Below are 26,082 nucleotides of genomic sequence, written 5' to 3' on the forward strand. Positions count from 1 at the left end.
TAAACTCCGGCAAAAGCCGGAGTTTTTTTAACGCATTTCCGGCTGTTTGGCGTCTTCGCCGGCGGTCTCTTCAGCAGGTTTAAATAAAAGTCCGAGGTTGATCAGACCTGCGATTCCGACAAGCGCGTAAACGGTCCGTGCTAAAGCAGACCCTTGGCCGCCAAAAATGGCTGCAACCAAGTCAAATTGAAAAAATCCTATCAGTCCCCAATTGATTGCTCCAATGATCGTTAAAACCAATGCAATACGTTGAAGTGCATTCATTTGTTATTCCTCCTATTTTGAAATCATATATTTCACATTTATAGATTGCGACCGATTTGGAAACATTATACGCCTGAGGAGCAGATCGCTTTACAGGGCATTCGGCGATTTCCCATAATAGTAAATAAAGGAGGAGATATAGATGGATAATTTTACATATTGGAATCCCACGAAGCTGATGTTCGGCCGGGGAGAAGTTGAAAAGCTGGCAGAAGAGGTGAAACACTACGGCCGCAATGTCCTGCTCGTATACGGCGGAGGCAGCATTAAACGAAACGGTTTATACGATCAAGTGATTTCAATCCTTGAAAAGGCAGGCGCGACCGTCCATGAATTGCCCGGTGTCGAACCGAATCCGCGTGTTGCCACTGTGAATAAAGGAGTCACAATCTGCAAAGAGAACGATATTGACTTTTTATTGGCAGTCGGCGGCGGAAGTGTGATCGATTGTACGAAAGCGATCGCCGCCGGAGCGAAATACGACGGAGATGCGTGGGATATTGTGACAAAAAAACATATTCCGGCTGATGCGCTGCCGTTTGGAACGGTTTTAACGTTGGCAGCGACAGGATCGGAAATGAACTCGGGATCTGTCATCACAAATTGGGAAACCAATGAAAAATACGGCTGGGGAAGCCCGCTCGTATTCCCTAAATTTTCAATTCTTGATCCTGTCAACACATTTACCGTACCGAAAGACCACACGATTTACGGCATTGTCGACATGATGTCCCACGTGTTTGAGCAATATTTTCACCATACCGAAAATACCCCTTATCAGGACCGGATGTGCGAATCCCTGCTCAAAACGGTGATTGAAACAGCTCCTAAGCTCATTGAAGACCTTGAAAACTATGATCTGCGCGAAACGATTCTGTATACAGGCACCATTGCGCTGAACGGCATGCTATCAATGGGCGCACGCGGAGACTGGGCGACGCACAATATCGAGCACGCTGTTTCAGCAGTCTACGATATTCCGCATGCGGGAGGGCTTGCGATTCTGTTCCCGAATTGGATGAAGCACACGCTTTCCGAGAATGTCGGCCGCTTTAAACAGCTTGCCGTCCGTGTTTTTGACGTAGATGAAACAGGAAAAACCGATCGTGAAGTGGCGCTTGTTGGAATCGAGAAACTGTCTGAATTCTGGACCAGCCTTGGCGCGCCAAATCGTCTTGCCGATTATGACATCACAGATGAGAAGCTGGATCTCATTGCCGACAAAGCGATGGCAAACGGCGAATTCGGCCGCTTTAAAACGCTGAATAAAGACGATGTTCTGTCTATTTTGAAGGCTTCTTTATAAGACTTCTTGACGGCTCAAGGAGAACCGCCATTCCTTGAGCCGTTGTTTATTATTATGTTTTTGACAAAACTGCGGGTGGCGGCTGAAAAACATGCGTTTTTGGCGCGCCAGCCCCCATCCTCCTTTTTTTCGTCACTTGATTTAACGAAGGAGTTCATATAAAGTGAAAAGGGAAGAGGCTGTCGCCGAAAATCGACATGTTTTAAAACCCTTTGGCCCGCACTCTCATGAAAATGAAAGCGCTGGCGGGTATTTGAAAGAAAACAGCTAGTACTGGAGGTTTAATAATATGACGCATGTCCGTTTTGACTACTCAAGAGCATTGCCTTTCTTTAAAGAACATGAACTTACATATCTGCGTGACTTCGTGAAAGTCGCCCACCATACCATTCACGAAAAAACAGGTGCGGGCAGCGACTTTTTAGGCTGGGTGGATCTTCCGACTGACTATGACAAAGAAGAATTCGCCCGCATTAAAAAGTGCGCTGAAAAAATTCAAAATGATTCCGATGTTTTGCTTGTTGTCGGAATCGGCGGTTCGTACCTCGGCGCAAGAGCAGCGATCGAAATGCTGAATCATTCATTTTATAATGTGCTGCCGAAAGAAAAGCGGAAAACGCCGCAAGTGATTTTCATCGGCAACAACATCAGCTCTTCTTACATGAGAGACGTGATGGATCTTCTTGAAGACGCTGATTTTTCAATCAACGTGATTTCTAAATCAGGCACAACGACAGAACCGGCGATTGCTTTCCGGATCTTCCGCAAGCTTCTTGAAGAAAAGTATGGAAAAGAAGAAGCGAAACGCCGCATTTATGCAACAACTGATAAAGAGCGGGGCGCATTAAAAACGCTTGCGAATGAGGAAGGCTTTGAATCATTTATCATTCCTGACGATGTCGGGGGCCGCTTTTCTGTGCTCACAGCGGTCGGCTTGCTTCCAATCGCAGTCAGCGGAGCCGATATCGATGAAATGATGAAGGGCGCCCGCGATGCGAGCAAAGACTTTTCCACATCAGAGCTTGAAGACAATCCGGCTTACCAATACGCGGTCGTCAGAAACGTCCTTTATAACAAAGGCAAAACGATTGAAATGCTGATCAACTACGAGCCGGGCCTTCAGTACTTCGCAGAATGGTGGAAGCAGCTCTTTGGCGAAAGTGAAGGAAAAGACGAAAAAGGCATTTATCCATCTTCAGCCAACTTCTCGACTGATCTTCACTCTCTTGGACAATACGTACAAGAAGGAAGAAGAGATATGTTCGAAACGGTGCTGAACGTTGAAAAGCCAAGACACGAGCTGACAATCGAAGAAGCGGACAATGATCTTGACGGCTTGAACTATCTTGCCGGCAAAACGGTCGACTTCGTCAATAAAAAAGCGTTCCAAGGCACAATGCTCGCGCACACGGACGGTAATGTGCCGAACTTGATCGTGAACGTACCTGAAATGAACGCTTACACGTTCGGCTACCTTGTGTACTTCTTTGAAAAAGCCTGCGCAATGAGCGGATACCTGCTCGGCGTCAACCCGTTTGACCAGCCTGGAGTGGAAGCGTACAAAGTCAATATGTTCGCCCTCCTCGGCAAGCCTGGCTTCGAAGAGAAAAAAGCAGAGCTTGAGAAACGTTTGGATCAATAAACGAAAAAACAGCCTCCGGACTTAATGTCCCGGGGGCTGTTTTAATTCGTATGACGGATGCTGAAGTCCAGTAGACGGATAAAATTCGTCATGTGTGTAGACGAATCTCAATTTTTCCAATCGTTTTCGTGAAGCTGTATTTTCAGGGTGATGTCCCGCAAACAGCTTTTTTGCCCGGATTTTGTTAAATGCGTATTCAATCATGCCCTCAGCCGCTTCAGATGCATAACCTTTACCCCAAGCCGAACGGACGAGATGAAAACCAAGCTCGTACACATCATTTTCCGGGTCATAGGGGCGAAGTCCGCAGCATCCGATAAATTCGTTGTTTCCTGTTTTAAATATCGGGAAGTATTGAACCCCGTGTGTATTGTATTGTTCGATCTCCAGCAGCAAACGGTTTCTTATTTCGCTATCGGTCATGATTCCGTCTGCTGTCAGATATTTGGCCACATCTCGATTTCCCCACAATGTCTTTGCCAAATTCAAATTCTCTTCAGCCCATAAAGAAAAGCCGATGCGTGTTGTTTGCAGAAAGTAGTGCTTCATTCCATTCCGATCCCCCTGTGACAGCTGTTTACCTTATTTTATCACGACAATAGCCGGCGGGGGCTCTTTAAACTAATGATTCATCCCGTAAATCGTAAATGCGAGATAAGTCGCGAAAAAACTCCACAACACATAAGGGACTAAGAGAATCGCTGCCGTTTTATGAATGCGCCGTGTGATCAAGGCGAGCGCAAGAGCGGTCATGGCTACGAAAAAAGAGTCGGCCGCGGCAGCAAGTACGTTTTTTTCCGTGAATTGAAAATAGCTGAATGCCTGGTTAAACAAATAGTTAATGATCAGCATGATCCAAAATGACGCCGCTGCTTTTCTCAGATCGTATGCGGCATACACGAGCGCCGCCGCTAATGAAATGAAGGCGAACAGCACGCTCCAGATGGTTCCGATCAAACGGCCTGACGGTGTCCAATCCGGTTTGTTCAATGACTCATACCATTCCCGGTCTACAGGAAATAAAACGCCCGCCAGTGAAAACAGTGCATATGTAGCAATAAACACGATCACAGCCGTTGCTAATTTTTTTCTTCTCATTCGAAGTTCCTCCCCGTCATAAGCTCATACCTTTGTCTTTCCCAATTCGATCAAATATACTCATACCGCACAAGCTTCTGATCCATACTAAAAAAATAAAACGGTTTGGAGTGACGTCATGTTATTCGTGTTAGAAACATTGTTTCTCATCTTAACGGGTATTGTTCTGCTGAGAATTTCGGGAAGGAAATCAATTTCGCAGATGACAATAGCCACCACCGTCGTCATGATTTCCATCGGAACGATCATCGTTCAGCCGATCATTGAAGACAGCATTTTTAAAACGGTGGCAGCTGCATCGATTTTTATCATCGTCCTTCTGTTGATCGAGTTTTTTAAAATGAAGTTTGATTTTTTTGAAAGCCTGATTGCGGGGAAAGCCGTTGTATTGATCGAAAACGGCGAGCTTCAGGAGCAGAACCTAAAAAAGCACCGCCTGACTGTCGACCAGCTGAAATGAGGCTCCGGACACAGGGGATTTCAAAGTTAACGGACGTGAAAAACGTAACGCTCGAATCAAACGGCCAGATCGGCTACGAGTTATCGGATGACGCCAAGCCTTTTACTATGGGAGAGTATAAAAAATTCCTCCGCATGCAAAACAACCTGCAGCAGCCGGAGGACAATCTGTTTAAGGAAATCACTGAAGGCCACCTGCACGAACCTGATAAACAATTGCGCTAGGGCCCTGAAGTATAAAAACGAAAAAAGGAGTTTTTGTCATGATAAGCTTACCTTCTGAACTGGAAAACCGGTCGTTTTCTCTTTATCATCTCGAACAGACGCTCAAGCCTCTCGGCTATGTGATCAGCGGCGGCTGGGAATATGACCGCGGCTTTTTTGACTATAAAATTGATGATGAGGAAGGATACTTGTTTTTGCGGATTCCGTTTGAAGCGGAGGACGGACAGCTTGATTCGCAAAATGCGACGGTCAAGCTCGGCACGCCATTTTTGCTTCGCCACATCTATCAGGAAGCGCTGGACGACTACGTCGTTCAGGGGAATTTTCGGGCATCTTTTGACCAGTTTGCCGAACCGAAAGAAAAAGACGCCGATATTCCCGGCGTCTATGAAAAGCTTGGCCAATCGTATGTAAAAGAACTCGAAAAGGCGCTTCTTTCTTAAAGTGACAGCAGCTGGTCTGTCGGCTGAAGCTTGTACGAAAATGAAGGAGACAGCACAGGCCCGTCTTTTTGCTGGACACCGATGACGAAAATGTCTTCCTTCATGAAATGATGAATCACTTCTTGAAAAGACGCGCCTTCCATCGTCTTCGGAAGCGGAACCCGATGGACTTTGAAATGAATATCGGCTTCCTTAAATAGCGGATCAGGAAGCTGATTTTTAATGAGAAAATGCTGCAGCATCGCTGTTTTTAAAAGGTCCGCCGTACTGATGATTTGGTTCGCTCCGGCGCGCTCGGCATTTTTTTTCTGCTTTTCCGTCAAGATTTCTACAACGCAATACACCGACGGGTTCAAGCCTTTAACTGCCAGCAATGTTAAGACCGACTGCATGTCTGCAGATATTTCGCTTTTATGCTGATCGGCGGTAATAAAGACGATTTCAGCCTCTTCAATATTCGCTTTTTGCAGTGTGGCATCATCCGCAGCGTGTCCTCTGATGAAATGAATGTTTTCCATCAGGGGGCCTTCCTTTAGTGTTTCATCAATGAGCACGATCGTTTTGTTTGAATCGGCGGCCTGGAGCGTCCTCATCAGCTTGTTGGATTTCTCGTTCCAGCCGATCAGGATCATATGTCCCTTGCCTCTGTAGTTCACCTTGCCTTCGGCGTAGCGCTGCTGCTTGCTGAAAGCGGCCGTCGCCATCGTTGCAAAATAGGCCGTGACAAACGCTGCCCCCATTAAAATAAGGAGCATGCCGACGGTTTTGCCGAGCGCGGTTTCAGGGACAAAATCGCCGTAACCGACTGTGGAGACGGTGATCAGCGCCCACCATACGCCTTCAAAAACGTTTGAAAACTGCTGCGGCTCGACGAAGGTGATCAGCTGACCGAAAAGGATGATCAATAAAAGGATAATGATTGCGATGCGGACATATATCGGCCACCTTAGCTATGCGATAAATACACGGTTTGATTTCATGTTTCTTCACCGTCTTTCCGCAGGGAAAATGATAAAATCTCTTTGATGATTGCATTTAACTTTTGATTGGTGCTTACTTTCCCGTGCTGTTCAATGGCTTGTCTGATCATTTCTGCCGTTTCTTCTTCAAATTCGATCAGCTGCTCGTCTTTTTCCGATTCGTTATAGAGAAGAATGAACGCATCAAGTCCTTCATTCATTTTATCAATCGCCGTGCTTAACTGTTCTTTTTCCTGATCCGTTACTTTCACCGTGTCACCACCCGAGTTTTCCTTTTTAATCAGTATATCCCTCTTTTGAAAAAATTTTTCAGGTAATAATAAACCTTCGTTAACCGACAATAACCGGTAGAGCTGAAGATTTTCGCTGCGGCGTCATATCGGTTCCCGTCCTTCCATACACTTTTTATAAACGAATGAGGGATGGGAGCGGAATGTCCTGTTTAATGAGGCTCTTTTTCATACTGGTCGGAGTCCAGCTGATGGCGGCGGCATCCATTCAATTCATTTTTGATTTAAACGCCGTGTATCATTCCTCTGATGAGGTGTTCTGGAGGGAGTTTTTCAAGGAGCTGTCCACAAGGCCGCCTTTATACTTCATGATTTCAGGAATGGTGCTGATCTTTATCGGGGTTTGTTTGCCGCGAAGAAACAAATAGTGCACTTTTCTGTACAAAAGGAAATCCCTCGGGCTAAAATATATTTACAATTACAATTTTTAAACAACTTATCACAAGAGGGAAGATGATTGCATGAGCATGATTTTTTACTTGTTAACATTTGCTGCATTAGGTTTATCGATTTGGGCACAATTTAAAGTAAAGAGCAACTTTGAAAAATATTCAAAAGTAGAGGCGTCAAGCGGGAGAACTGGAGCCGAAGTGGCCAGACAGATTCTCGACCAAAACGGCCTTTACGATATCCCGGTTGAACCGGTAAGAGGAACCTTGACAGACCATTATGACCCGACAGCACGCGTTGTGCGCCTGTCCGAACCCGTATATTACGGGCGTTCAATTGCAGCGGTTTCCGTTGCTTCCCATGAATGCGGACATGCCCTGCAGCATCAGGAATCATACGGCGCACTTGTTTTGAGGCATAAGATGTTTCCGATCGTGAACTTTTCTTCGGGAGTGGCGCCGTTTTTGTTTATCGGCGGAATGCTGCTCGGAAGCCTGAATCTGATCGGACTCGGCATCATTTTGTTTTCGGCGGCCGTATTCTTTCAGCTTGTGACACTGCCTGTTGAATTTAACGCAAGCTCCCGGGCAAAAAGGATCATCGTTTCAGAAGGAATGATCCGCAACACGGAAGAAAGAGGCGTCAGCAAGGTGCTGGATGCCGCGGCTCTGACATATGTTGCTGCAGCGCTTGTTTCGCTGTTTGAGCTGCTGCGCTTCGTCGCAATTTTCCTGTCCGGTCGTAATGACTAACCATTCGTCTTAAGGAGGTGGCCCCTTACCATATTTGGTAAGGGCTTTTTTTGAATATCCTGAATCTCATACTCGTCATACTTTTAATTGCAGCTACGGCTTTTTTCGTTGTCGCCGAATTTGCGATCGTCAAAATCCGCGGCACAAAAATCGATCAGCTTGTTGAAAGCGGGGATAAGCGGGCGATTGCCGCCAAAAGAGTGGTGACAAATCTTGATGAATATTTGTCTGCCTGCCAGCTCGGCATTACCATCACCGCATTAGGGCTCGGCTGGCTCGGAGAATCGACATTCGAAAGGATCATCCATCCGCTTTTTGAACTATTTGGCCTGCCTGAATCCGTTTTAAGAGTGGCTTCGATTGTTACCGCCTTTGTCATCATTACATTTTTGCACGTTGTGGTCGGCGAGCTTGCGCCAAAAACGATTGCGATTCAAAAAGCGGAAGCCGTCAGCTTATGGACGGCGAAGCCGCTCATTTTATTTTATAAAATCATGTTCCCGTTTATCAAACTGCTGAATGGCTCGGCTCGGCTGTTAACGAAGCTGTTCGGGTTCCATTCGGTTAAAGAGCATGAAGTGGCAATCAGTGAGGAAGAGCTGCGGCTTATGCTGTCTGAAAGCTATAAAAAAGGAGAAATCAACCAGTCTGAGTATAAATACGTCAACAAAATTTTTGAATTTGACAACAGACTGGCCCGGGAAATCATGGTGCCGAGAACGGAGATGGCTACCTTGTTGGCCGATCAATCCATAAAAGAAGCGATTGAAACCGTCATTAATGAACGCTATACGAGATATCCGGTCATTAAGGATGATAAAGATCATATTATCGGAATTGTCAACAGCAAGGATTTGTTTAAATCGTATTTTCTCGACGAGACGATTCCTTTAACGGACTTAATGAGGCCTGTCATCAGGGTGATTGAGAACATACCGATCCAGGAGCTCTTGATTCGCATGCAGAAGGAACGGATTCATATGGCCATTCTTGTTGATGAGTACGGTGGAACGGCAGGACTGGTTACGGTTGAAGACATATTGGAGGAAATCGTCGGGGAAATCAGGGATGAGTTTGATCAGGACGAAATGCCGCACATTATAAAAAAAGGCGAACACCATTATATTATGGACGGAAAGGCTTTAATCGACGAAGTGAATGACCTCCTTCATATCGCGATTGAAAACGAAGAAGTCGATACGATTGCTGGCTGGCTTCTGACGCAAAAGATGGAGCTGAAAAACGGTGACATCCTCAAAACTGAGGGATGCGAATTTAAAATTCTTGATGCTGAAGATCATCATATCCGTTTCATTGAAGTGAAAAAAACGGAATTTTAAAAAGACAGCTGCGGGCGACCGCGGCTGTTTTTTAGTTCGATGGCCGTTCTTTATTTCAATAAAATGGATATCTTTTCAAAGATAAGAGGATATATCTATGGAAATTCATGACTTTTTACGAATGTACTCCGTTTCGTTCTTTTTTATAATAGGGTGTATAAATATGAGGAGGTTTTCAATACGTGAGAAACAACCATTTGCTAAAAGCTATCCTGCTATGGGGAGCTGTATGTATCATGCTGCTGACGGGGCCGCTCTCAGCGCTTGCTGCTTCGTCATCAAACCCGTCGGATAAATTGTATTTTAAAAACAAAAAATACTACATATTCAACAATGTTTGGGGAGCCGACTAGGTCAGCGGCTGGTGGCAGACCATTTATCATAACAATGATTCAGACATGGGCTGGGTATGGAATTGGCCGAGCAATACAAGCACAGTAAAAGCTTATCCGTCGATCGTCAGCGGCTGGCATTGGACTGAAGGCTATACTGCGGGCAGCGGCTTCCCGACCCGATTGTCAGATCAAAAAAACATCAACACGAAAGTCAGCTATTCGATCAGTGCGAACGGCACCTACAATGCCGCATATGACATTTGGCTCCACAATACAAACAAGGCAAGCTGGGGTTCGGCTCCAACCGATGAGATTATGATCTGGCTCAATAACACAAATGCCGGACCTGCCGGTTCTTATGTCGAAACTGTTTCGATCGGCGGGCACAATTGGAAAGTATATAAAGGCTATATTGATGCTGGAAGCGGCAAAGGATGGAACGTGTTTTCATTTGTCAGAACGGCAAACACCCAACGTGCGAACCTGAATGTTCGGGATTTCACGAATTATCTTGCCGACTCCAAACATTGGCTTTCCAAAACAAAGTATGTCAGCAGTGTGGAATTCGGGACGGAAGTTTTCGGAGGCACAGGACAAATTAATATTTCCAATTGGGACGTAACAGTCCGCTGATGGATTCACACCGCTCTTTCACAAAAAGAGCGGTGTTTAATTTATTCCTAATGTTCTTTTTTAGGCGTTCGCAACTGAAATATTACGATACCATCCTTACGTATTGCCGTTTATCTTCATCCTGTATAACCACTCCAAGCTTTGCCAGGTCTTTGCGCAGAATTTTTGCTTCTTCATGTTTATTATCCAGTAAAGCTCGTTCTCTGGCTAAAAGTAGCGTATTGATATGCGAGGGAAAATCGGGGTGATCCGCAACCCAGCGTTGATACTCATTCTTAAAAGGATCTTCGTCTGCCCATTTATAGCCGTGATGTTTAAAAGCACTTTCTGCAAGGGCTCTCTTTGATTCAAGTTGTTCACGGTACAATTCAGTACCCTTATGATCAAGAACAACAAGATCCTTATTCTCAAGATAAACTGCAGAAATGTCTTTTTTCTCAATCACTACTTCTTTCTCTTTAAACAACAGCTTCACATTTTGATCAGAGATGAACACCTGAAGAATTTCAGTGAAAATATATTGTGAAAAAAATAGGCCGGCAACGATTCCGATAACTGCAGCGATAATTGAAACCCAGAAATTGTTTAGTGATGTGATAAATTCCAAAGGCCCTTTAAAAGGAACGATTGGAATGGTCAATACCCAATCGGCTATAACAGGCAAAAACCATCCAAGAACAGCTCCTAAAACCGGTGGAATGATCCAATATAAGGTTTTCTCTATTTTAGATAATCCAATGATCGTTTCCTGATTCAAAATCTTTCACTGCCTTTCATCACATGACTGACTGCTGTTTCCCATATTTTTTTATAATCCATCTCGATTCCTAAAATCATAAAGTTACCCAAATTATCAATGATCAGGGCAAGGGAGTGTGCATTCACTTTGGTGTTTTTAGAAGAGATGACACCGAGTTCGACACCGTAAGAAAGCAAAGCTTCAAAACCTTCTAAGAATTGTTCCATGATAGATTTAAGCTTTTTCTCATACCTTGGTTTTTGTGCTGCACTTAAAACAAACTCGTGCACCACTTTTAAAGCAGGAGAGTTATGTTTATACTCTTCAAAATAGCGTATGCCGTCTGTTATTAATCGTTTTTTAAAGTTTTCCTTCGTGTACTCATTGATTGAAAAAAATTCAGAGAAATTGTGATCATCAAATACAATGTGAAATAGATAATCCACCAGCTCTTCTTTAGAAGGGAAATAATAGTAAATAGCCGGTTTAGAAATGCCGACTTCCGATGCAATCATTGAAAGGCTCGTGCCTTTTAGGCCGTGTTGGGCAATAAGAGTAAATGCTGCTTCAACAATCGCATCTTGGGTGTTCATTTTCTTTTTCATTGAAATCATCCTTAGCATAATCTGTATATTTATTTTACTTACCGATAGGTAAAAAAGCAACTGTAATTTATGCTTTACATATTCTGTATTAACAGATGCTCCGTTTCAAAAGGATTAAAGCTTCTTTCACCTACTCTTGCCATCACCCTTGCTGCCTTCAAAGGATTTATAAGCCGCAAAGCATATTTAGTATTGAGAAACGTATAATCGTTGGTATATCAAAGTTTATAGGATGTTTATGTTCGGAGTCTAAAAATATTTTATTCATATATCATAATGTCTTCACAACAAGGGGTGTTTGAATGACAAGGGCATGGTGGAAAGAGGCTGTCATATATCAAGTGTATCCGCGCAGTTTTATGGATTCGAACGGGGATGGCATCGGAGATATCAACGGGATCAGAGAGAAGCTTCCGTATATCAGGGAGCTCGGGGCAGATGCCATTTGGATTTGTCCGGTCTTTGATTCTCCCAATGCCGATAACGGTTATGACATCAGGGATTATCAAAGCATTATGCCGGAATTTGGCACGATGGACGACTTTGACGCTCTGCTGACTGAAACGCATCAGTTCGGAATGAAACTGATCATCGATCTCGTCATCAATCATACGAGCGATGAACATCCATGGTTTATCGAATCAAGGGCAGAGCGGAATTCCGGGAAGCGGGACTGGTATATTTGGCAAGACGGAAAGGACGGGAGCGAACCGAACAACTGGGAAAGCATATTCGGCGGCTCAGCCTGGACTTATGACGAAAAAACAGAGCAATATTATCTGCACCTGTTTCACGAAAAGCAGCCGGATCTGAATTGGGAAAACAGTGACATGAGAAGCGCTCTTTATGACATGATCAACTGGTGGCTTCAAAAAGGAATCGACGGGTTCAGGGTTGACGCGATTTCACACATTAAGAAAAAAGAAGGACTTCCGGATCTGCCGAATCCGGAAGGGCTCTCTTTTGTGCCTTCATTTGCTTATCATATGAATGTCGACGGGATTATAGCGTTATTGCAGGAACTAAAAGAAAATACGTTCGCCGGGTATCCCCATATCATGACAGTCGGCGAAGCAAACGGTGTCAGCGCTGAAGAAGCGGAGGACTGGGGTGGAGAACCAAACGGTATATTCAGCATGATTTTTCAATTTGAACACCTCGGGCTTTGGGATATTGAAGGCGGAGAACCCGATATCCCCGAACTCAAGCTGATTTTGTCAAACTGGCAATCTGCTCTTGAAGGAAAAGGCTGGAACGCGCTTTTTATCGAAAATCATGATCAGCCCCGGGCCGTTTCAGTTTGGGGAGATGACGGGAAATACAGAATAGACAGCGCAAAGGCCTTAGCTGCAATGTATTTTTTGATGAAAGGCACCCCGTTTATTTATCAAGGGCAGGAAATCGGAATGACAAACGCGATTTTCTTCGATATAGACGATTATGATGACGTCTCGATTAAAAATTATTACCGGATTCAAAAAGAAAAGGGCTGCTCACACGAAGACATCATGAAGGCGGTATGGAAAAAGAGCAGGGATCACGCGCGCACGCCGATGCAATGGACGGATCGGCCAAATGCCGGCTTTACTAAAGGGGCGCCGTGGCTGCTGATGAACGAAAATTACAAGCTGATCAATGTCGTTCATCAGCAGCATGACCCACGGTCGGTCTATCACTTTTATAAACGGTTAATCGCAATCAGAAAGCGGTATGACGTCTTCATCGACGGATCATATAAACTGCTTCTGCCTGAGGATCGGCAGATTTTTGCATACTTGCGAAAGCTTCGGGAAGAAACGGCCATCATGATCGTCAACCTTAGCGCGCGCCAGGCGTTTTACCATCATCCCGCATACCCGCTATGTACGGACGGACTGCTGCTGTCAAATGCGGATATCAACGCGCACAAGCACCTTACATCTTTCATGATGAGACCTTATGAGGCGCGTGTTTATTTGATCAGACAGGAAATCGGCGATTTGTAACGAATTGAGAAAGGGTGCCAAGAAAGGAGCGGATTCGTATGTTGAAAAAAATACAGATTCAAACAAACCGGCGCGATGAAATGCTTGATATTACAAATGACGTCCAAAGATTCATCTCAGAAAACGATGTTTCCAGCGGCGCTGTTATCGTCTACTGTCCGCATACAACGGCAGGCATTACGATCAATGAAAATGCCGACCCCGATGTCAAACGCGATATGCTGAGAAGATTCGATGAAGTGTATCCGTGGGAACATGAGCTTGACCGCCATATGGAAGGGAATACAGCGGCGCATTTGAAAGCGAGCACGGTCGGCGCATCGCAGCATATTTTGATTGAAGGAGGCAGGCTTGTCCTCGGGACTTGGCAGGGCATATATTTCTGCGAGTTCGACGGCCCGAGGCACCGGACGTGCTATTTTAAAATTTTAGCCGATTAAAAGGAGGAAATAAAAATGAATCAGTTCATGGAACGCCTCTCTTTGTCAAAGCCTGTGATCCAGGCGCCGATGGCGGGCGGACCGACAACGCCAAGGCTCGCCGCAGCCGTATCTGACAGCGGCGGCTTAGGCAGCCTTGCCTCCGGCTATTTGACGCCGGAAGTTCTTCGACAACAGATTCTGGAAACCAAAAAGCTGACATCAGCCCGGTTTCAAGTCAACCTCTTCATTCCTGAAAAACGGGAAAATGTCAGCCGGGAAAAATATGAAGGGTGGCAAAAGAAGATACCTTTGGCACGGTCGGCTTCACCCGTGCCAGAAGAGAAACACGACTGGGACGATTTTTACGAGAAAATCGAAATCATACTAAAGGAAGGGATCAGCGCCGTTTCATTTACGTTTGGCCCGCCGCCGGCCGATGCCGTCAAAGAACTGAAAGACCGAAACTGCTGTTTAATGGGCACCGCCGTTTCGGTTGAAGAAGCCTTGATGCTTGAAGAATTGGGGATGGATGTCATCGTTGTTCAAGGAAGTGAAGCTGGCGGCCACAGGGGGGACTTCTTGAAAACGAAGGGAGAGCCCGCTGTCGGCTCGATGGCTTTAATTCCCCAAGCGGCAGATCATGTGTCGGTTCCGGTTATCGCAGCGGGCGGCATTTTTGACAAAAGAGGTGTTGCTGCAGCTTTTGCCCTCGGCGCACAGGGCGTTCAAATCGGTACCGCTTTTTTGACGTGCGAAGAAAGCGGAACACACCCTGCCTACAAACAAAAATTGTTCGAAGCGGTTGAAACCGACACAAGTCTGACCCGTTTGTTCTCAGGGAAGCCGGCAAGAGGCATCGTCAATCAGTGGATGGAAGACAGACGCCATGAAGAAGCTGAAGCGCTGCCTTATCCTCTGCAAAACACGCTGACACAGCCGATGAGAAAACAGGCGAAGCTTGACGGGAATACGGATAACATGTCACTGTGGGCCGGACAGAGCGTGCGGGCCTCCGTCCGGCTAACGACGGTCAAGGAGCTGATGGATCAGCTTGTGCCGGCTGATGTGCTATCTGATCATTTGAATTAATGCCGGAATATCAACCCGCGTCACTTGGGAAAGCAGATAGGCGGACGTCTGTGCATGAGGCTTTCTCAGCCCGTTCAGTTTTTCAATGATTGTTTCGCCGCTTAAGATCCCCAGGCCGTGTGCCGCATAGAGATTATTTTCAAGTAAAATAGCATTTTCTCCGCGCCACTGCGGTCTTGAGGGATCGAATTCAGGGTTCTTGAAATACAGGCAGTCTCCCGGAAGGTAGTCGTTTCCTTTATCCGTATAGATCGGCAGCCGCTCATAGTGCCAATCGTATAAAATGATCCTTTGATAATTCCGGTCAAATGTCTGGTCGCCGATCGTTTTGAGAAGCGCCATATAAAAAATGATGACAATCGCAGTCGCGCACTCAAAAGCATAAGAAGGGCCGCTTTCAAAAATATTTCGAATCGCCTTTGAAGCCGGTGCCCTGTACTTCAACTCCAAAGCCCCCTCAGGCGTCACCCTCCAAAACTCTTCATTCCCGTATGTCTTTGAAAAGGTGGCAAACTTCGCTCCGCTGTTGATCAGCTCTCTGGCCGATTTGACGGTATGCTCTCTGAATCTCAGCTCAAATAACAGCTCTGAGATTGAACCGTATCTATATCTGGACGGCATGGCCAGCATCCGGTTGGCGATGTCTCTCTGCGTCTGACTGACATTCAGTTTTTCGATATCCTCAGGACGGAGCCGGTAGCCCGAAACACTTATCATAGGATACACCCTTTTCCTTTTTTATTAGCGTATGCCTGATGCTTGGGCAGGAAAACGGTCTAATTTTCCGCTTTTTTTATTTAAAAAACAGACCCCGTCTCCGATAAAAGTAGAGAAAGGGGAATCACACATGAAAAAGCTTTTAAATTGGATGAAACGTCCTTCTATTTCTAAAAAATTAATTTTCTCTTTTATATTCATTTTAACAATTCCGATTTTGGTTCTTTCGGTTACTTCATATTTTACGGCCAGCAGCACGCTTGAGGATGAGATTTTGAGAAGTGCGAAAGACAATATCGATGAACTGAACGACATCATTCAGCAAGATATCGGCAGCAAGGAGACTTCCATTGCGTATTTCAGCGAATGGATTGATCATACAAAGAGAAAGGCCAGACTGCCATTAAACAACGGTTTGAGCAGTTTGCAAAACAGAATCCCGATGTTGAACTCGTCTTCACCGGATCGGAAGATAGTGTTTACGCACAATATCCGAATGCTCCACTGCCCGACGGGTATGACCCGGTAGAACGCGACTGGTATAAACAGGCTGTCCAGGAAAAAGGGAAAACGATCGTAACTGAACCTTATAAGTCCGCATCAACAGGCCATATGGTCGTCACGATCGCCAAGCAGAATAAAGACGGTTCTGGGGTCGTCGCCCTTGACTTGAACATTGACAAGCTGATCAAATCGGCAAACAGCATCAGCATCGGAAAAACCGGCTATGCATTCATCATCGGTGAAGGGAAAACGTATGTCGCCCATCCGAAAATAAAAGCCGGCACAGATGCAGAAGCTGATCTGACAGAGCAAATGTTCAGCAAAGAGAGCGGCTTGTTCACCTTCAATGAAAAAGGCAAAGAAAAGAAAACGGTCTTCACGACAAACAAACTAACCGGCTGGAAAATCGGCGGAAAGATGAATACAGCGGAGATTAAAGACGCTGCCCAGCCAGTGCTTCACATGGCAGTCATGACATTGGCAGGCGCCATTATTCTCGGCGGCATCCTTGTTTACTTTATCGTCCGCGCGATCAGCAAGCCTTTAAATCAACTCGTCTCTTCTGCAAAAAGCATCAGCGAAGGAGATCTGACACAAAAAATCGATGTCCGCTCCAAAGACGAATTCGGCCAGCTGGGCACAAGCTTCAACGAAATGGCTGACTCGTTGCGCTCTCTGATCAGCACGATTCAAGAATCGGTCGACAATGTGGCATCTTCTTCAGAGCAGCTGACGGCAAGCGCGGACCAGACAAGCAAAGCGACCGAGCACATTACATTAGCCATCGAGCGGTTCTCAAGCGGCGCTGAAAGTCAAAGCGAAAAAGTCGAAGAAAGCTCACAGCGGCTCAGCCAAATGAATGAGAAGCTGAATGAAATTGCAGGCGTGTCAGAATCGATTACAGAATCCTCGGGTAAATCGACGGAAATTGCCGAAACAGGCGGAGAGCTCGTCCAACAAACCGTCGGGCAGATGAACTCGATCAACAGGTCTGTCAAACAGGCTGAACAGGTTGTCAAAGGGCTTGAAGCGAAATCGAAAGATATCACCGCGATCCTGCGCGTCATAAACGGAATCGCCGATCAAACGAATTTATTAGCTCTGAACGCCGCCATCGAGGCAGCGCGGGCCGGCGAATCAGGCAGAGGCTTCTCGGTTGTCGCTGAAGAAGTCAGAAAGCTTGCGGCTCAATCAGCGGGATCGGCAAAAGAAATCGAAGCGCTGATTCAGGATATCGTTAAGGAAATCGAACATTCGCTCAACATGTTCAAATCGGTCAACTAGGAAGTACAGTCAGGACTCGAAATTACCGAAGAAACGGAATCTAGTTTTAAACACATTTACGACATGACAAACGAAATCGCAGGCAAGCTGCAAACGATGAATGCCGCCGTAGAGCATTTATCAACAGGTTCTCACGAAATATCCGATGCGGTCGAAGAGATCGCCGACGTATCGCGTGAAAGCTCTGCCGGCATTCAGGACATCGCCGCTTCAGCGGAAGAACAGCTGGCTTCCATGGAAGAAATCAGCTCATCCGCTGCAACGCTCGAACAGATGGCTGAAGAGCTGCGCGATTTAACGAAAAAGTTTAAGATTTGATGAAAAGAGGCTGCTGGTCAGCCTCTTTTTTCAGTTCTATCTTCAAGAATTTTCAGAAATACTTTTTAAAGTTTTTTAATATGCAAAAGTAAATGAAAGCTCCGATATTAGTTTCATAATCTAGAAGCTAAAGGAGTTATACTAAATGAAAAAGATATTGGACTGGCTTAAACGTCCGTCTATCTCAAAAAGGCTGTTTTTCAGCTTTATATTGGTTTTAACTTTGCCGATTTTGGCCTTATCCTATAGTGCGTACCAAACGGCGGGAAGCTCTCTTGAAACGGAAATCATGAGAAGCGCACGCGATAATGTCGAACAGCTGAATGAGATCATAGACCAGAATATCGGAGAGAAAGAGGAGGCCGTCTCCTTTTTCAGCGGCTTGGTAAATGAAAAGCTTTATCAAGAAAAAGAGAACGCATCACTCGTAGAAAGACTCGAGCAGTACGCCAAGCTGAATCAGGATGTGGAAGCGATCTACACAGGTTCAAAAGACGGCAAGTTCATCCGATATCCCGCCGAGAAAATGGCGAAAGGCTATAACCCGGCGGACAGGGACTGGTATAAGCAAGCCGTTGAAAATAAAGGAAAGGTGATCATCACAAACCCTTATAAAACAGCGTCAACCGGAACGATGGTCATTACGATTGCGAAGCAGACGGAGGACGGCTCAGGAGTTGTTGCCGTCAACATGAAAATCGATGAACTCATCAAAGCGACAGAGCGCGTCAACATCGGAAAAAGCGGCTTTGCGTTTATTTCAAGCAATGACAAAAAATATGTTGCCCATCCGACAATCGAAGCCGGAACCGAAGGCAAAGGCGACTGGGTTGGACAAATGTACGGCAGTGAGAAAGGCGATTTTCAATATACATTTGAAGGAAAAGAAAAGAAAATGGCTTTTACGACGAACAAGCTGACCGGCTGGAAAATCGGCGGAACGATGTTCACAGATGAGATATCAGAGGCCGCCCAGCCCGTCTTCCACATGGCGATAATCATTTTGGCAGCGGCGATCGTGCTCGGCGGCATTCTCATCTACTTTATTATCCGCGGAATCAGCAAGCCGTTAAGCGAGCTCGTGTCATCCGCAAAGAGCATCAGCGGAGGCGATTTGACGCAAAAAATCGAAGTCCGTTCAAAAGACGAATTCGGTCAGCTCGGTACAAGCTTTAATGAAATGGCCGAATCGCTGAGATCTTTAATCAGCGTCATCCAATCATCAGTTGACAATGTAGCTTCTTCATCTGAAGAGCTTCATGCCAGCGCGGCGCAGACAAGCAAAGCGACTGAGCATATTACAATGGCCATTGAACAATTTTCCGACGGAAATGAAAGCCAGAAAGAAAAAGTGGAAGCGAGCTCGCATCAGCTGAATGAAATGAACAACGGGTTATATGACATGTCAAAAACATCAGCTGCGATTACCGATGCGTCGCTGAAATCGACTGAGATTGCCGGCAAAGGAGAAGAGCTTGTTCAAAAGACGGTCGGCCAAATGAATTCGATCGATCGGTCTGTCAAGCAAGCGGAAGCCGTCGTCAAAGGACTGGAAGCTAAATCCAAAGATATCACAAGCATTTTGCGCGTGATTAACGGAATCGCCGACCAAACGAATCTGCTGGCGCTCAATGCCGCGATCGAAGCGGCAAGGGCCGGAGAATCGGGCCGCGGCTTTTCGGTAGTGGCGGAAGAAGTCAGGAAGCTCGCCGCACAATCCGCCGACTCGGCGAAGGAAATTGAACATTTAATTCAGGAAATCGTCAAGGAGATCGACAACTCCCTGAACATGTTCAAATCGGTCAATCATGAAGTACAGTCAGGACTTCGAATCACCGATGAAACAGAGACAAGCTTCAAAACGATTTACGATATGACCAATGATATCGCTGGCAAGCTGCAGACGATGAATGTCGCTGTCGAACAATTGACGCAAGGCTCCCGCCAAGTTGCGGGCGCGGTCGAAGAAATCGCTGATGTATCGAGAGAAAGTTCGGCAAGCATTCAGGACATCGCTGCTTCAGCTGAGGAACAGCTTGCTTCAATGGAAGAGATCAGCGCATCCTCCACGACACTGGCGGAGCTGGCTGAAGAACTGCGTGATTTGACACGCAAATTTAAGATTGAATAGCTTTAAAACATCCGGTTATCCGCCGGATGTTTTTTAGTTATTTTAGACTATAAAAAGTTATAAAATCCATATAAAAACTTTTAAGAGAATCCGATATTAGGAATATAACAGAAAAGAGGAGTCAACAATTATATGTCAAACATTGTAAATTGGATGAAACGTCCCTCCATTGCAAAGAAATTAATTCTTTCATTCTTGCTTATCTTAACTGTTCCAATCATCGTCCTCTCCTATAGTGCGTATCAAACGGCAAGCAGTACGCTTGACGGAGAAATCATGGACAATGCGCGCGAAAACGTTAACCAGTTGAATGAAATCATCAATCAGAATATCAGCCAGAAAACAAACGCCATGTCTTATTTCAGCGGGTTCATTAAAGAAAACTCTTTTACAGGGAAAGAAAGCGACGCTTTAAAAGTGAAATTCGAACAGTTCGCCAAGCTTCATCCCGATGTTGAAGGGATCTTTACCGGTTCAAAGGACGGGAAGTTCATCCGCTACCCGGATCAAAAGATGCCGAGCGGATATAATCCGGTAGAGCGGGACTGGTATAAAAAAGCCGCTGAACACAAGGGCGAAGTCGTTATCACAGACCCCTACAAAACGGCGTCAACCGGAACGGTGGTTATCACCATCGCCAAGATGCATGAGGACGGCTCCGGCGTTGTCGCCGTCAATATGAAAATCGAAGAGCTCATTAAAGCGACAGAACGCGTAACCATCGGGAAAAAAGGCTTTGCCTTTATCACGAGCGCTGATAAAAAGTTTGTCGCCCACCCGAAACATGATGCGGGCACAGATGTCGAAGGCAGCTGGGCGGAAAAGGTATATGCGAATGACAAAGGAACATTCAAATACACGCTTGACGGCGAAAAGCAGATGGCTTTCGCGACCAACAAGCTGACCGGCTGGAAAATCGGCGGAACCATGTATATCACTGAATTAAAAGAAGCCTCACAGCCTGTGCTGAATGCCGCTCTGATTACGTTGGGCGCCAGCATCATCATTGGCGTGCTTCTCATGATTCTCATCATCAGATCGATCACAGGGCCGCTCCGCGAACTCGTTTCCTCTGCGAAAAGCATCAGCGGCGGCGATCTGACGCAAAAAATCACTGTCCGCTCAAAAGATGAAATCGGACAGCTCGGAACAAGCTTCAACGATATGGCTGAATCGCTGAGCTCTTTAATCAGCGTCATTCAGACATCGGTTGAAAACGTTGCTTCTTCGTCAGAGCAGCTGACCGCGAGCGCGGATCAGACAAGCAAGGCGACAGAACATATTACATCTGCGATCGAACAATTTTCAAACGGAAATGAAAGCCAAAATGAGAAAGTGGAAATCAGTGCGCAGCAGCTGACTGACATGAACAGCCGATTGCATGAAATGTCCAAAGTCTCAGCATCGATTACAGAATCATCCATTCAATCGACGGACATTGCCGGTACAGGCGGAGAGCTTGTTCAAAAAACGGTCGGACAGATGAATTCCATCGATCATTCCGTTAAACAGGCGGAATCCGTCGTGAAAGGACTTGAGAGCAAATCAAAAGACATTACGGCGATCCTGCGGGTGATCAACGGCATCGCAGACCAGACGAATTTGCTCGCGTTGAACGCGGCAATTGAAGCAGCAAGAGCCGGTGAAGCCGGAAGAGGGTTTTCTGTAGTTGCCGAAGAAGTGCGCAAACTGGCTGAGCAATCCGCGTCATCGGCAAAAGAAATTGAAGCGCTCATTCAGGAAATCGTCAATGAAATCGGAAAGTCGCTGGACATGTTCCGGGACGTCAACCGTGAAGTACAGTCGGGACTCACCATCACAGATGAAACAGATACAAGCTTTAAGCAGATTTATGACATGACAAACGAAATCGCGGGCAAGCTGCAGACGATGAATGCGGCAGTTGAAGAGCTGTCAGAAGGGTCACAGCAAGTCGCGGGAGCGGTTGAAGAAATTGCAGACGTATCGCGTGAAAGCTCAGGAAGCATTCAAGACATTGCCGCTTCGGCTGAAGAACAGCTCGCTTCAATGGAGGAAATCAGTTCTTCTGCGGCTACGCTTGAACAAATGGCTGAAGAACTGCGCGATTTAACGAAAAAATTTAAGATTGACTAAACATCAGGCTTCCGCCGATCCGGCAGCCTTTTGCCCGGGAAAAGCATCTTTTTAAAGGAACGGGGAAGGGTATAAATAGGTTTAAACAGACTGTCATCTATCGTACACTGGTTGTACAGGAAAGGATCAATCATGCGACTGGAAGGCAAGAAAGTGATCGCGCTTGTCAGCGATGAATTCGAAGATTTAGAACTGTGGTATCCAGTTTTGAGGTTGAAGGAAGAAGGAGCGATCGTACATTTCATTGGTGAAAAAGCGGATCATGAATACAAGGGCAAATACGGAGTGCCCGCTGTCTCAGATTATGAGCTGAAAAGCGTGAACATTGAGGAATACGACGCCGTTCTGGTTCCGGGAGGCTGGGCGCCTGACAAGCTCAGAAGATATCCCGAGGTCCTGGAGATGATTCGGTGGTTCAACGAAAGGAAGAAGCCCATCGGACAAATCTGCCATGCCGGCTGGGTGCTGATTTCTGCAGGAATATTGGAAGGCAGGAAGGTTACAAGCACACCGGGGATTAAAGACGATATGGAAAATGCCGGAGCCATATGGGTGAATGAAGCAGCGGTCGTCGACGGCCATATCGTGTCAAGCCGCCGCCCGCCGGACCTGCCGATCTATGTCAAAGCCTTTGCCGATCTTTTGGCGCAGTCCTAAAACAGATGAGCCGCCCGTTCATTCGAGCCGGGGCGGCTCATTTGCTACATGTGATCAGCGGGGAAAACGAGACCGATCTGTTTGCGCGCTTCATCTATGACCGCCAATGTGTCTATAGAACGTTCAAACGTGTTAAGCGAAGACTCGATCCGCCCTTGTTTAATTAAATTGATGAATTCCTCTGTTTCATAAAACATGGCCGGTTTGTCATCAGGCAGCGTAAGATGTTCAACCCGACCGTCCCGATAGCGGATGTCGACTTGTTCGGGGCGGTGGATTTTATCGATGACGATAGAGCCTTCTTCTCCTTGAATTTCAGCCGGGATGAAGGAATTTGAGATTTTCGAGTGCATCAGTACGGCTTCGTGCTCCTTGTATTTTAACAGCACTGTTCCTTCACCGTCCGCCCCTGACTCAAGGATCAGCCCGTTCGCTTTGACTTCGAGGGGGTTGCCGAACAGGACGATCGCGGGATGAACGCAATAGACGCCGATATCCATCAAGGAACCGTTCGATAAAGCCGGATTAAATGCGTTTAAGACGGTTCCGTTTCGATAGGCGTCATAGCGGGAAGAGTATTGGCAGTAGCTGGCTGTAAAACGGCGGACTTTGCCGATTTTGTGCAGGTTGCGACTGATGTTTTTAAAATTCGGAAGAAACGTCGTTTTCATCGCTTCCATAAATGTTACGCGGTGTTCCTGCGCTGTTTTTACCATTTCTTCCGCTTCTTTGACATGGGACGCAAGCGGTTTTTCGCACAGGACGTGTTTTCCGCTTTTCATGAATGTAACTGCCTGATCTTTATGTAAAGAGTTGGGACTTGCGATATATACCGCATCAATAACATCGCTCTCAGCCATTTCTCCGATATCGGTAAAAACCGCCTCGGCTCCGTATTTCTGCGCGAATTCACGTCCGCGCTCTCCGGTCCTTGAATATACCGCGGTTAATTGAAAATCTTCGATCAAACGGGCCGCCCCAAGAAACCGGTCGGTAATCCAATTTGTTCCGACTACCCCGAACCGCATCATGCTATTTTCCCCTTTCGCTGTAGGATATGTTTATTATACAGTGTTTTCTTTTGCCGGCGAAAGACAAAAAGACGGAAACGCCGGCGTATATCTATATAACAATAAACGTTTTCAAGCGGAAAAAAAGACCAATAGCAATGGTTTTATTTTTAGTATGAGGAGTAATAGTGTACAATTTAATTTATAAAACCAACGTTAATGGAGGATCGCCATGGACTCTTTGCATATGTGGGGCGGCAGGTTTAAAAAGTTTTTTTTAGACAATAAATTCGTCCTGTTTCTGCTTATTCTGCTTTTGATCGGACTGAACATCCTTGTATTTACAAAAGCATCGTTTATTTTCACGCCTTTCATCGTTCTTGTGGAAACCATCGCTCTGCCTGTCGTGCTGACAGGTGTCGTTTATTATTTGTTAAATCCGATCGTTGATTTTCTAGAGCGGAAAAACGTGAAAAGAATTTATTCGATTCTTCTTCTCTACATTGTGATCATCGGTCTGATCACGATTTCGATCGTCTCTGTTATCCCGCTGTTAAGGGAACAGATCACAAGCCTTGTCGATAACTTCCCAAGGTATGTCCACATTGTGGAAGACCAAATTAAACAGCTGATCGGAAGCCAGTTCTTTAATCAGGTCCAGCAGACGATGAACATCAATCTGACCGATTTGGCAAGCAAATTATCCGATCAGGCTACCACCATTTTAAACAGTACGTTTACCGGTGTGGGAACGTTCATAGGCGCCGTGACAGAGGTCGTGATTTCGATTGTGACCGTGCCGTTTATCCTGTTTTACTTGTTGAAAGACGGCAAAAAACTGCCGCTGTTTATTCTAAAACTCATACCGGTCCGCCTGCGGGAGCAGACGTATGTGATGATGTCCGAGATGAATCACCGGCTGAGTTCGTATATCAGGGGGCAGATCATCGTCAGCTTCTGTATCGGCTGCCTGTTGTTTATCGGATATATGATCATCGGTCTTGATTATGCTTCTCTTTTGGCCCTTGTGGCGGCGTGTACGAGCATCGTTCCGTATCTCGGACCGACGATTGCGATTACGCCGGCAATCATCATCGCTTTGGTCACTTCTCCGTTTATGCTTGTGAAGCTGATCATCGTTTGGACTGTGGTGCAGCTGTTTGAAGGAAAATTTATTTCGCCGCAGATTATGGGAAAAAACCTGCACATCCATCCGGTAACAATCATCTTTGTGCTGCTGACGGCAGCCAAGCTGTTCGGCGTGATCGGCGTCATTCTCGCCATCCCCGGATACGCGGTCATCAAAGTGGTTGTCACGCATTTATTTGAATGGTTTAAACAGCGTTCACACCTTTACGAAAAAAACGAAGAAGTCTGAATCCCGCTTGCATAATCGGCTTTTAATATAAATAGTTTATTAGAGGACAAGTTTTAAGGAAGCGAAAGGAATGACATATGAACATTTGGGATATTATTGTCGCTATCATACTTGGAATTGTTGAAGGATTAACCGAATATGCCCCTGTATCGTCAACAGGGCATATGATTATTGTTGACGATGTCTGGCTGAAATCGAAAGAACTGCTTACGCCGGAGGCGGCGAATACCTTTAAAGTCGTGATTCAGCTCGGCTCCATCCTTGCCGTCGCCATCGTATTTAAAGACCGGATTCTCAATCTTTTAGGCATGAAGAAAAACATTACGGAAGAGCAGAAATCGGGAAACCGCCTTTCCATCGCCCAAATCGCTGTAGGCCTTGTTCCCGCCGCTGTGCTTGGATTTTTATTTGAAGACTATATTGATCAATACTTGTTTTCCGTCCGCACCGTTGCGGTCGGTCTCATCGCCGGTGCGGTGCTGATGCTCGCAGCCGACTGGATCAATCGGCGCAAGGATACGACAGATTCGGTTGATAGGATGACGTATAAGCAGGCGCTTGGCATGGGGCTGTTTCAATGTCTGGCGCTTTGGCCGGGCTTCTCGCGCTCGGGTTCGACGATTTCAGGCGGGGTTATTCTCGGCTTGAGCCACAGAGCGGCCGCTGATTTCACCTTCATCATGGCGATTCCGATCATGATGGGTGCAAGCCTGCTCTCTTTAATCAAAAACTGGGCATATTTGAGTGCAGACCTGTTGCCTTTCTTTATCGCAGGGTTTATCAGCGCTTTTATTGTCGCTCTTTTTGTCGTCCGTTTTTTCCTCCGGCTGATCAACAAGATCAAGCTGGTTCCGTTTGCCATCTATCGAATCGTTTTAGGGCTGCTTCTGTTCATTTTGTTTCTGTAAGAGTGAAAATGCGAACCGATTTCCGGCTGGAAATCGGTTTTGTTATGGGTAAAAAGAATGATA

Annotated in this window: 23 protein-coding genes and 3 pseudogenes; 17 read left to right on the forward strand and 9 right to left on the reverse strand. The window is 46.0% G+C overall.

Annotated features, from left to right (window positions below; translation table 11 throughout):
- Positions 1–27: 27 nt before the first annotated feature.
- Positions 28–264 carry a DUF378 domain-containing protein gene (locus ACVC9U_RS02775; protein ID WP_003184789.1) on the reverse strand — a complete coding sequence of 79 codons (237 nt, stop codon included), beginning with the start codon at positions 262–264 and terminating at the stop codon, positions 28–30.
- 142 nt (positions 265–406) lie between these two features.
- Here ACVC9U_RS02775 and ACVC9U_RS02780 point away from each other — a divergent pair, with 142 nt between their 5' ends.
- A complete protein-coding gene (locus tag ACVC9U_RS02780) occupies positions 407–1,570 on the forward strand; it encodes an iron-containing alcohol dehydrogenase (protein ID WP_441390106.1) in 1,164 nt (387 codons plus the stop codon).
- Between the two features lie 289 nt (positions 1,571–1,859).
- On the forward strand, positions 1,860–3,212 hold the full coding sequence (locus tag ACVC9U_RS02785; RefSeq protein WP_020452762.1) for a glucose-6-phosphate isomerase: 1,353 nt from the start codon (positions 1,860–1,862) through the stop codon (positions 3,210–3,212).
- Between the two features lie 21 nt (positions 3,213–3,233).
- Here the strand turns inward: ACVC9U_RS02785 and ACVC9U_RS02790 are convergent, their stop codons facing one another.
- Positions 3,234–3,761 (reverse strand): GNAT family N-acetyltransferase, encoded by a 528-nt coding sequence (locus tag ACVC9U_RS02790; protein ID WP_441390107.1) that lies wholly within the window; start codon positions 3,759–3,761, stop codon positions 3,234–3,236.
- A gap of 72 nt (positions 3,762–3,833) precedes the next feature.
- Positions 3,834–4,310, reverse strand: coding sequence for a TspO/MBR family protein (locus tag ACVC9U_RS02795; protein WP_075751260.1), 477 nt, complete (start codon positions 4,308–4,310; stop codon positions 3,834–3,836).
- Positions 4,311–4,428: 118 nt separating this feature from the next.
- Between ACVC9U_RS02795 and ACVC9U_RS02800 the strand changes: the two are divergent.
- Positions 4,429–4,994: pseudogene (locus ACVC9U_RS02800) on the forward strand (DUF421 domain-containing protein).
- A gap of 38 nt (positions 4,995–5,032) precedes the next feature.
- On the forward strand, positions 5,033–5,437 hold the full coding sequence (locus ACVC9U_RS02805) for a YugN-like family protein (protein ID WP_075751259.1): 405 nt from the start codon (positions 5,033–5,035) through the stop codon (positions 5,435–5,437).
- On the opposite strand, the gene ACVC9U_RS02810 is transcribed toward ACVC9U_RS02805, so the two are convergent.
- Positions 5,434–6,375: a potassium channel family protein gene (locus tag ACVC9U_RS02810; RefSeq protein WP_441391214.1), complete on the reverse strand. Its 942-nt coding sequence runs from the start codon at positions 6,373–6,375 to the stop codon at positions 5,434–5,436. The two genes, ACVC9U_RS02805 and ACVC9U_RS02810, sit on opposite strands and share 4 nt — an antisense overlap.
- 38 nt (positions 6,376–6,413) lie before the next feature.
- The gene (locus ACVC9U_RS02815) at positions 6,414–6,668 is read right to left on the reverse strand and encodes a membrane-integrating protein MstX (RefSeq protein ID WP_020452756.1); all 255 of its coding nucleotides are present in this window, start codon (positions 6,666–6,668) and stop codon (positions 6,414–6,416) included.
- A 182-nt stretch (positions 6,669–6,850) separates the two neighbouring features.
- Between ACVC9U_RS02815 and ACVC9U_RS02820 the strand changes: the two genes are divergently transcribed.
- The 4 genes and pseudogenes from ACVC9U_RS02820 to ACVC9U_RS02835 all read left to right on the forward strand — a co-directional run bounded on the left by ACVC9U_RS02820 (position 6,851) and on the right by ACVC9U_RS02835 (position 10,157).
- Positions 6,851–7,075 (forward strand): YuzI family membrane protein, encoded by a 225-nt coding sequence (locus ACVC9U_RS02820; protein WP_075751257.1) that lies wholly within the window; start codon positions 6,851–6,853, stop codon positions 7,073–7,075.
- A gap of 99 nt (positions 7,076–7,174) precedes the next feature.
- Positions 7,175–7,849, forward strand: a complete 675-nt coding sequence (locus tag ACVC9U_RS02825) for a zinc metallopeptidase (RefSeq protein WP_023856125.1) — start codon at positions 7,175–7,177, stop codon at positions 7,847–7,849.
- A gap of 50 nt (positions 7,850–7,899) precedes the next feature.
- Positions 7,900–9,189: a hemolysin family protein gene (locus tag ACVC9U_RS02830; RefSeq protein ID WP_020452754.1), complete on the forward strand. Its 1,290-nt coding sequence runs from the start codon at positions 7,900–7,902 to the stop codon at positions 9,187–9,189.
- A gap of 182 nt (positions 9,190–9,371) precedes the next feature.
- Positions 9,372–10,157 (forward strand): annotated as a pseudogene (locus ACVC9U_RS02835) (GH12 family glycosyl hydrolase domain-containing protein).
- Positions 10,158–10,239: 82 nt separating this feature from the next.
- On the opposite strand, the gene ACVC9U_RS02840 reads toward ACVC9U_RS02835, so the two are convergent.
- Together ACVC9U_RS02840 and ACVC9U_RS02845 are read right to left on the reverse strand one after the other, a co-directional pair.
- Positions 10,240–10,914, reverse strand: a complete 675-nt coding sequence (locus tag ACVC9U_RS02840; RefSeq protein ID WP_016886100.1) for a YqeB family protein — start codon at positions 10,912–10,914, stop codon at positions 10,240–10,242.
- Positions 10,911–11,501: a TetR/AcrR family transcriptional regulator gene (locus ACVC9U_RS02845; RefSeq protein WP_016886099.1), complete on the reverse strand. Its 591-nt coding sequence runs from the start codon at positions 11,499–11,501 to the stop codon at positions 10,911–10,913. The genes ACVC9U_RS02840 and ACVC9U_RS02845 overlap by 4 nt, the downstream gene beginning before the upstream one ends.
- 302 nt (positions 11,502–11,803) lie before the next feature.
- Between ACVC9U_RS02845 and ACVC9U_RS02850 the strand changes: the two genes are divergently transcribed.
- From ACVC9U_RS02850 to ACVC9U_RS02860, 3 genes are read left to right on the forward strand one after another with little or no spacing between them, the layout of a single operon-like run.
- Positions 11,804–13,486, forward strand: a complete 1,683-nt coding sequence (locus tag ACVC9U_RS02850) for a glycoside hydrolase family 13 protein (protein ID WP_441390108.1) — start codon at positions 11,804–11,806, stop codon at positions 13,484–13,486.
- A gap of 38 nt (positions 13,487–13,524) precedes the next feature.
- Complete coding sequence (locus tag ACVC9U_RS02855; protein WP_075751251.1) at positions 13,525–13,926, forward strand: secondary thiamine-phosphate synthase enzyme YjbQ; 402 nt, start codon at positions 13,525–13,527, stop codon at positions 13,924–13,926.
- Between the two features lie 15 nt (positions 13,927–13,941).
- Positions 13,942–14,997: an NAD(P)H-dependent flavin oxidoreductase gene (locus ACVC9U_RS02860; protein WP_441390109.1), complete on the forward strand. Its 1,056-nt coding sequence runs from the start codon at positions 13,942–13,944 to the stop codon at positions 14,995–14,997.
- On the opposite strand, the gene ACVC9U_RS02865 is transcribed toward ACVC9U_RS02860, so the two are convergent.
- On the reverse strand, positions 14,977–15,714 hold the full coding sequence (locus tag ACVC9U_RS02865) for a protein-glutamine gamma-glutamyltransferase (RefSeq protein WP_441390110.1): 738 nt from the start codon (positions 15,712–15,714) through the stop codon (positions 14,977–14,979). The genes ACVC9U_RS02860 and ACVC9U_RS02865 overlap by 21 nt on opposite strands.
- 130 nt (positions 15,715–15,844) lie before the next feature.
- On the opposite strand from ACVC9U_RS02865, the pseudogene tlpB (ACVC9U_RS02870) reads away from it, so the two are divergent.
- The 4 genes and pseudogenes from tlpB (ACVC9U_RS02870) to ACVC9U_RS02885 all read left to right on the forward strand — a co-directional run bounded on the left by tlpB (ACVC9U_RS02870) (position 15,845) and on the right by ACVC9U_RS02885 (position 22,723).
- A pseudogene (gene tlpB / locus ACVC9U_RS02870) lies at positions 15,845–17,820 on the forward strand (methyl-accepting chemotaxis protein TlpB).
- Between the two features lie 145 nt (positions 17,821–17,965).
- On the forward strand, positions 17,966–19,951 hold the full coding sequence (tlpB, locus tag ACVC9U_RS02875; RefSeq protein ID WP_075646710.1) for a methyl-accepting chemotaxis protein TlpB: 1,986 nt from the start codon (positions 17,966–17,968) through the stop codon (positions 19,949–19,951).
- Positions 19,952–20,104: 153 nt separating this feature from the next.
- Complete coding sequence (tlpB, locus tag ACVC9U_RS02880) at positions 20,105–22,066, forward strand: methyl-accepting chemotaxis protein TlpB (RefSeq protein WP_440898618.1); 1,962 nt, start codon at positions 20,105–20,107, stop codon at positions 22,064–22,066.
- A 132-nt stretch (positions 22,067–22,198) separates the two neighbouring features.
- Positions 22,199–22,723: a type 1 glutamine amidotransferase domain-containing protein gene (locus tag ACVC9U_RS02885; protein WP_003184745.1), complete on the forward strand. Its 525-nt coding sequence runs from the start codon at positions 22,199–22,201 to the stop codon at positions 22,721–22,723.
- A gap of 44 nt (positions 22,724–22,767) precedes the next feature.
- Here the strand turns inward: ACVC9U_RS02885 and ACVC9U_RS02890 are convergent, their stop codons facing one another.
- Positions 22,768–23,754 (reverse strand): Gfo/Idh/MocA family protein, encoded by a 987-nt coding sequence (locus ACVC9U_RS02890; protein ID WP_441390111.1) that lies wholly within the window; start codon positions 23,752–23,754, stop codon positions 22,768–22,770.
- A gap of 211 nt (positions 23,755–23,965) precedes the next feature.
- On the opposite strand from ACVC9U_RS02890, the gene ACVC9U_RS02895 reads away from it, so the two are divergent.
- Together ACVC9U_RS02895 and ACVC9U_RS02900 are read left to right on the forward strand one after the other, a co-directional pair.
- Positions 23,966–25,111 (forward strand): AI-2E family transporter, encoded by a 1,146-nt coding sequence (locus ACVC9U_RS02895; RefSeq protein ID WP_003184738.1) that lies wholly within the window; start codon positions 23,966–23,968, stop codon positions 25,109–25,111.
- A 77-nt stretch (positions 25,112–25,188) separates the two neighbouring features.
- Positions 25,189–26,019 carry an undecaprenyl-diphosphate phosphatase gene (locus tag ACVC9U_RS02900; RefSeq protein WP_003184736.1) on the forward strand — a complete coding sequence of 277 codons (831 nt, stop codon included), beginning with the start codon at positions 25,189–25,191 and terminating at the stop codon, positions 26,017–26,019.
- Positions 26,020–26,082: the final 63 nt, after the last annotated feature.

It is taken from the genome of Bacillus sp. GM2, assembly GCF_056155945.1.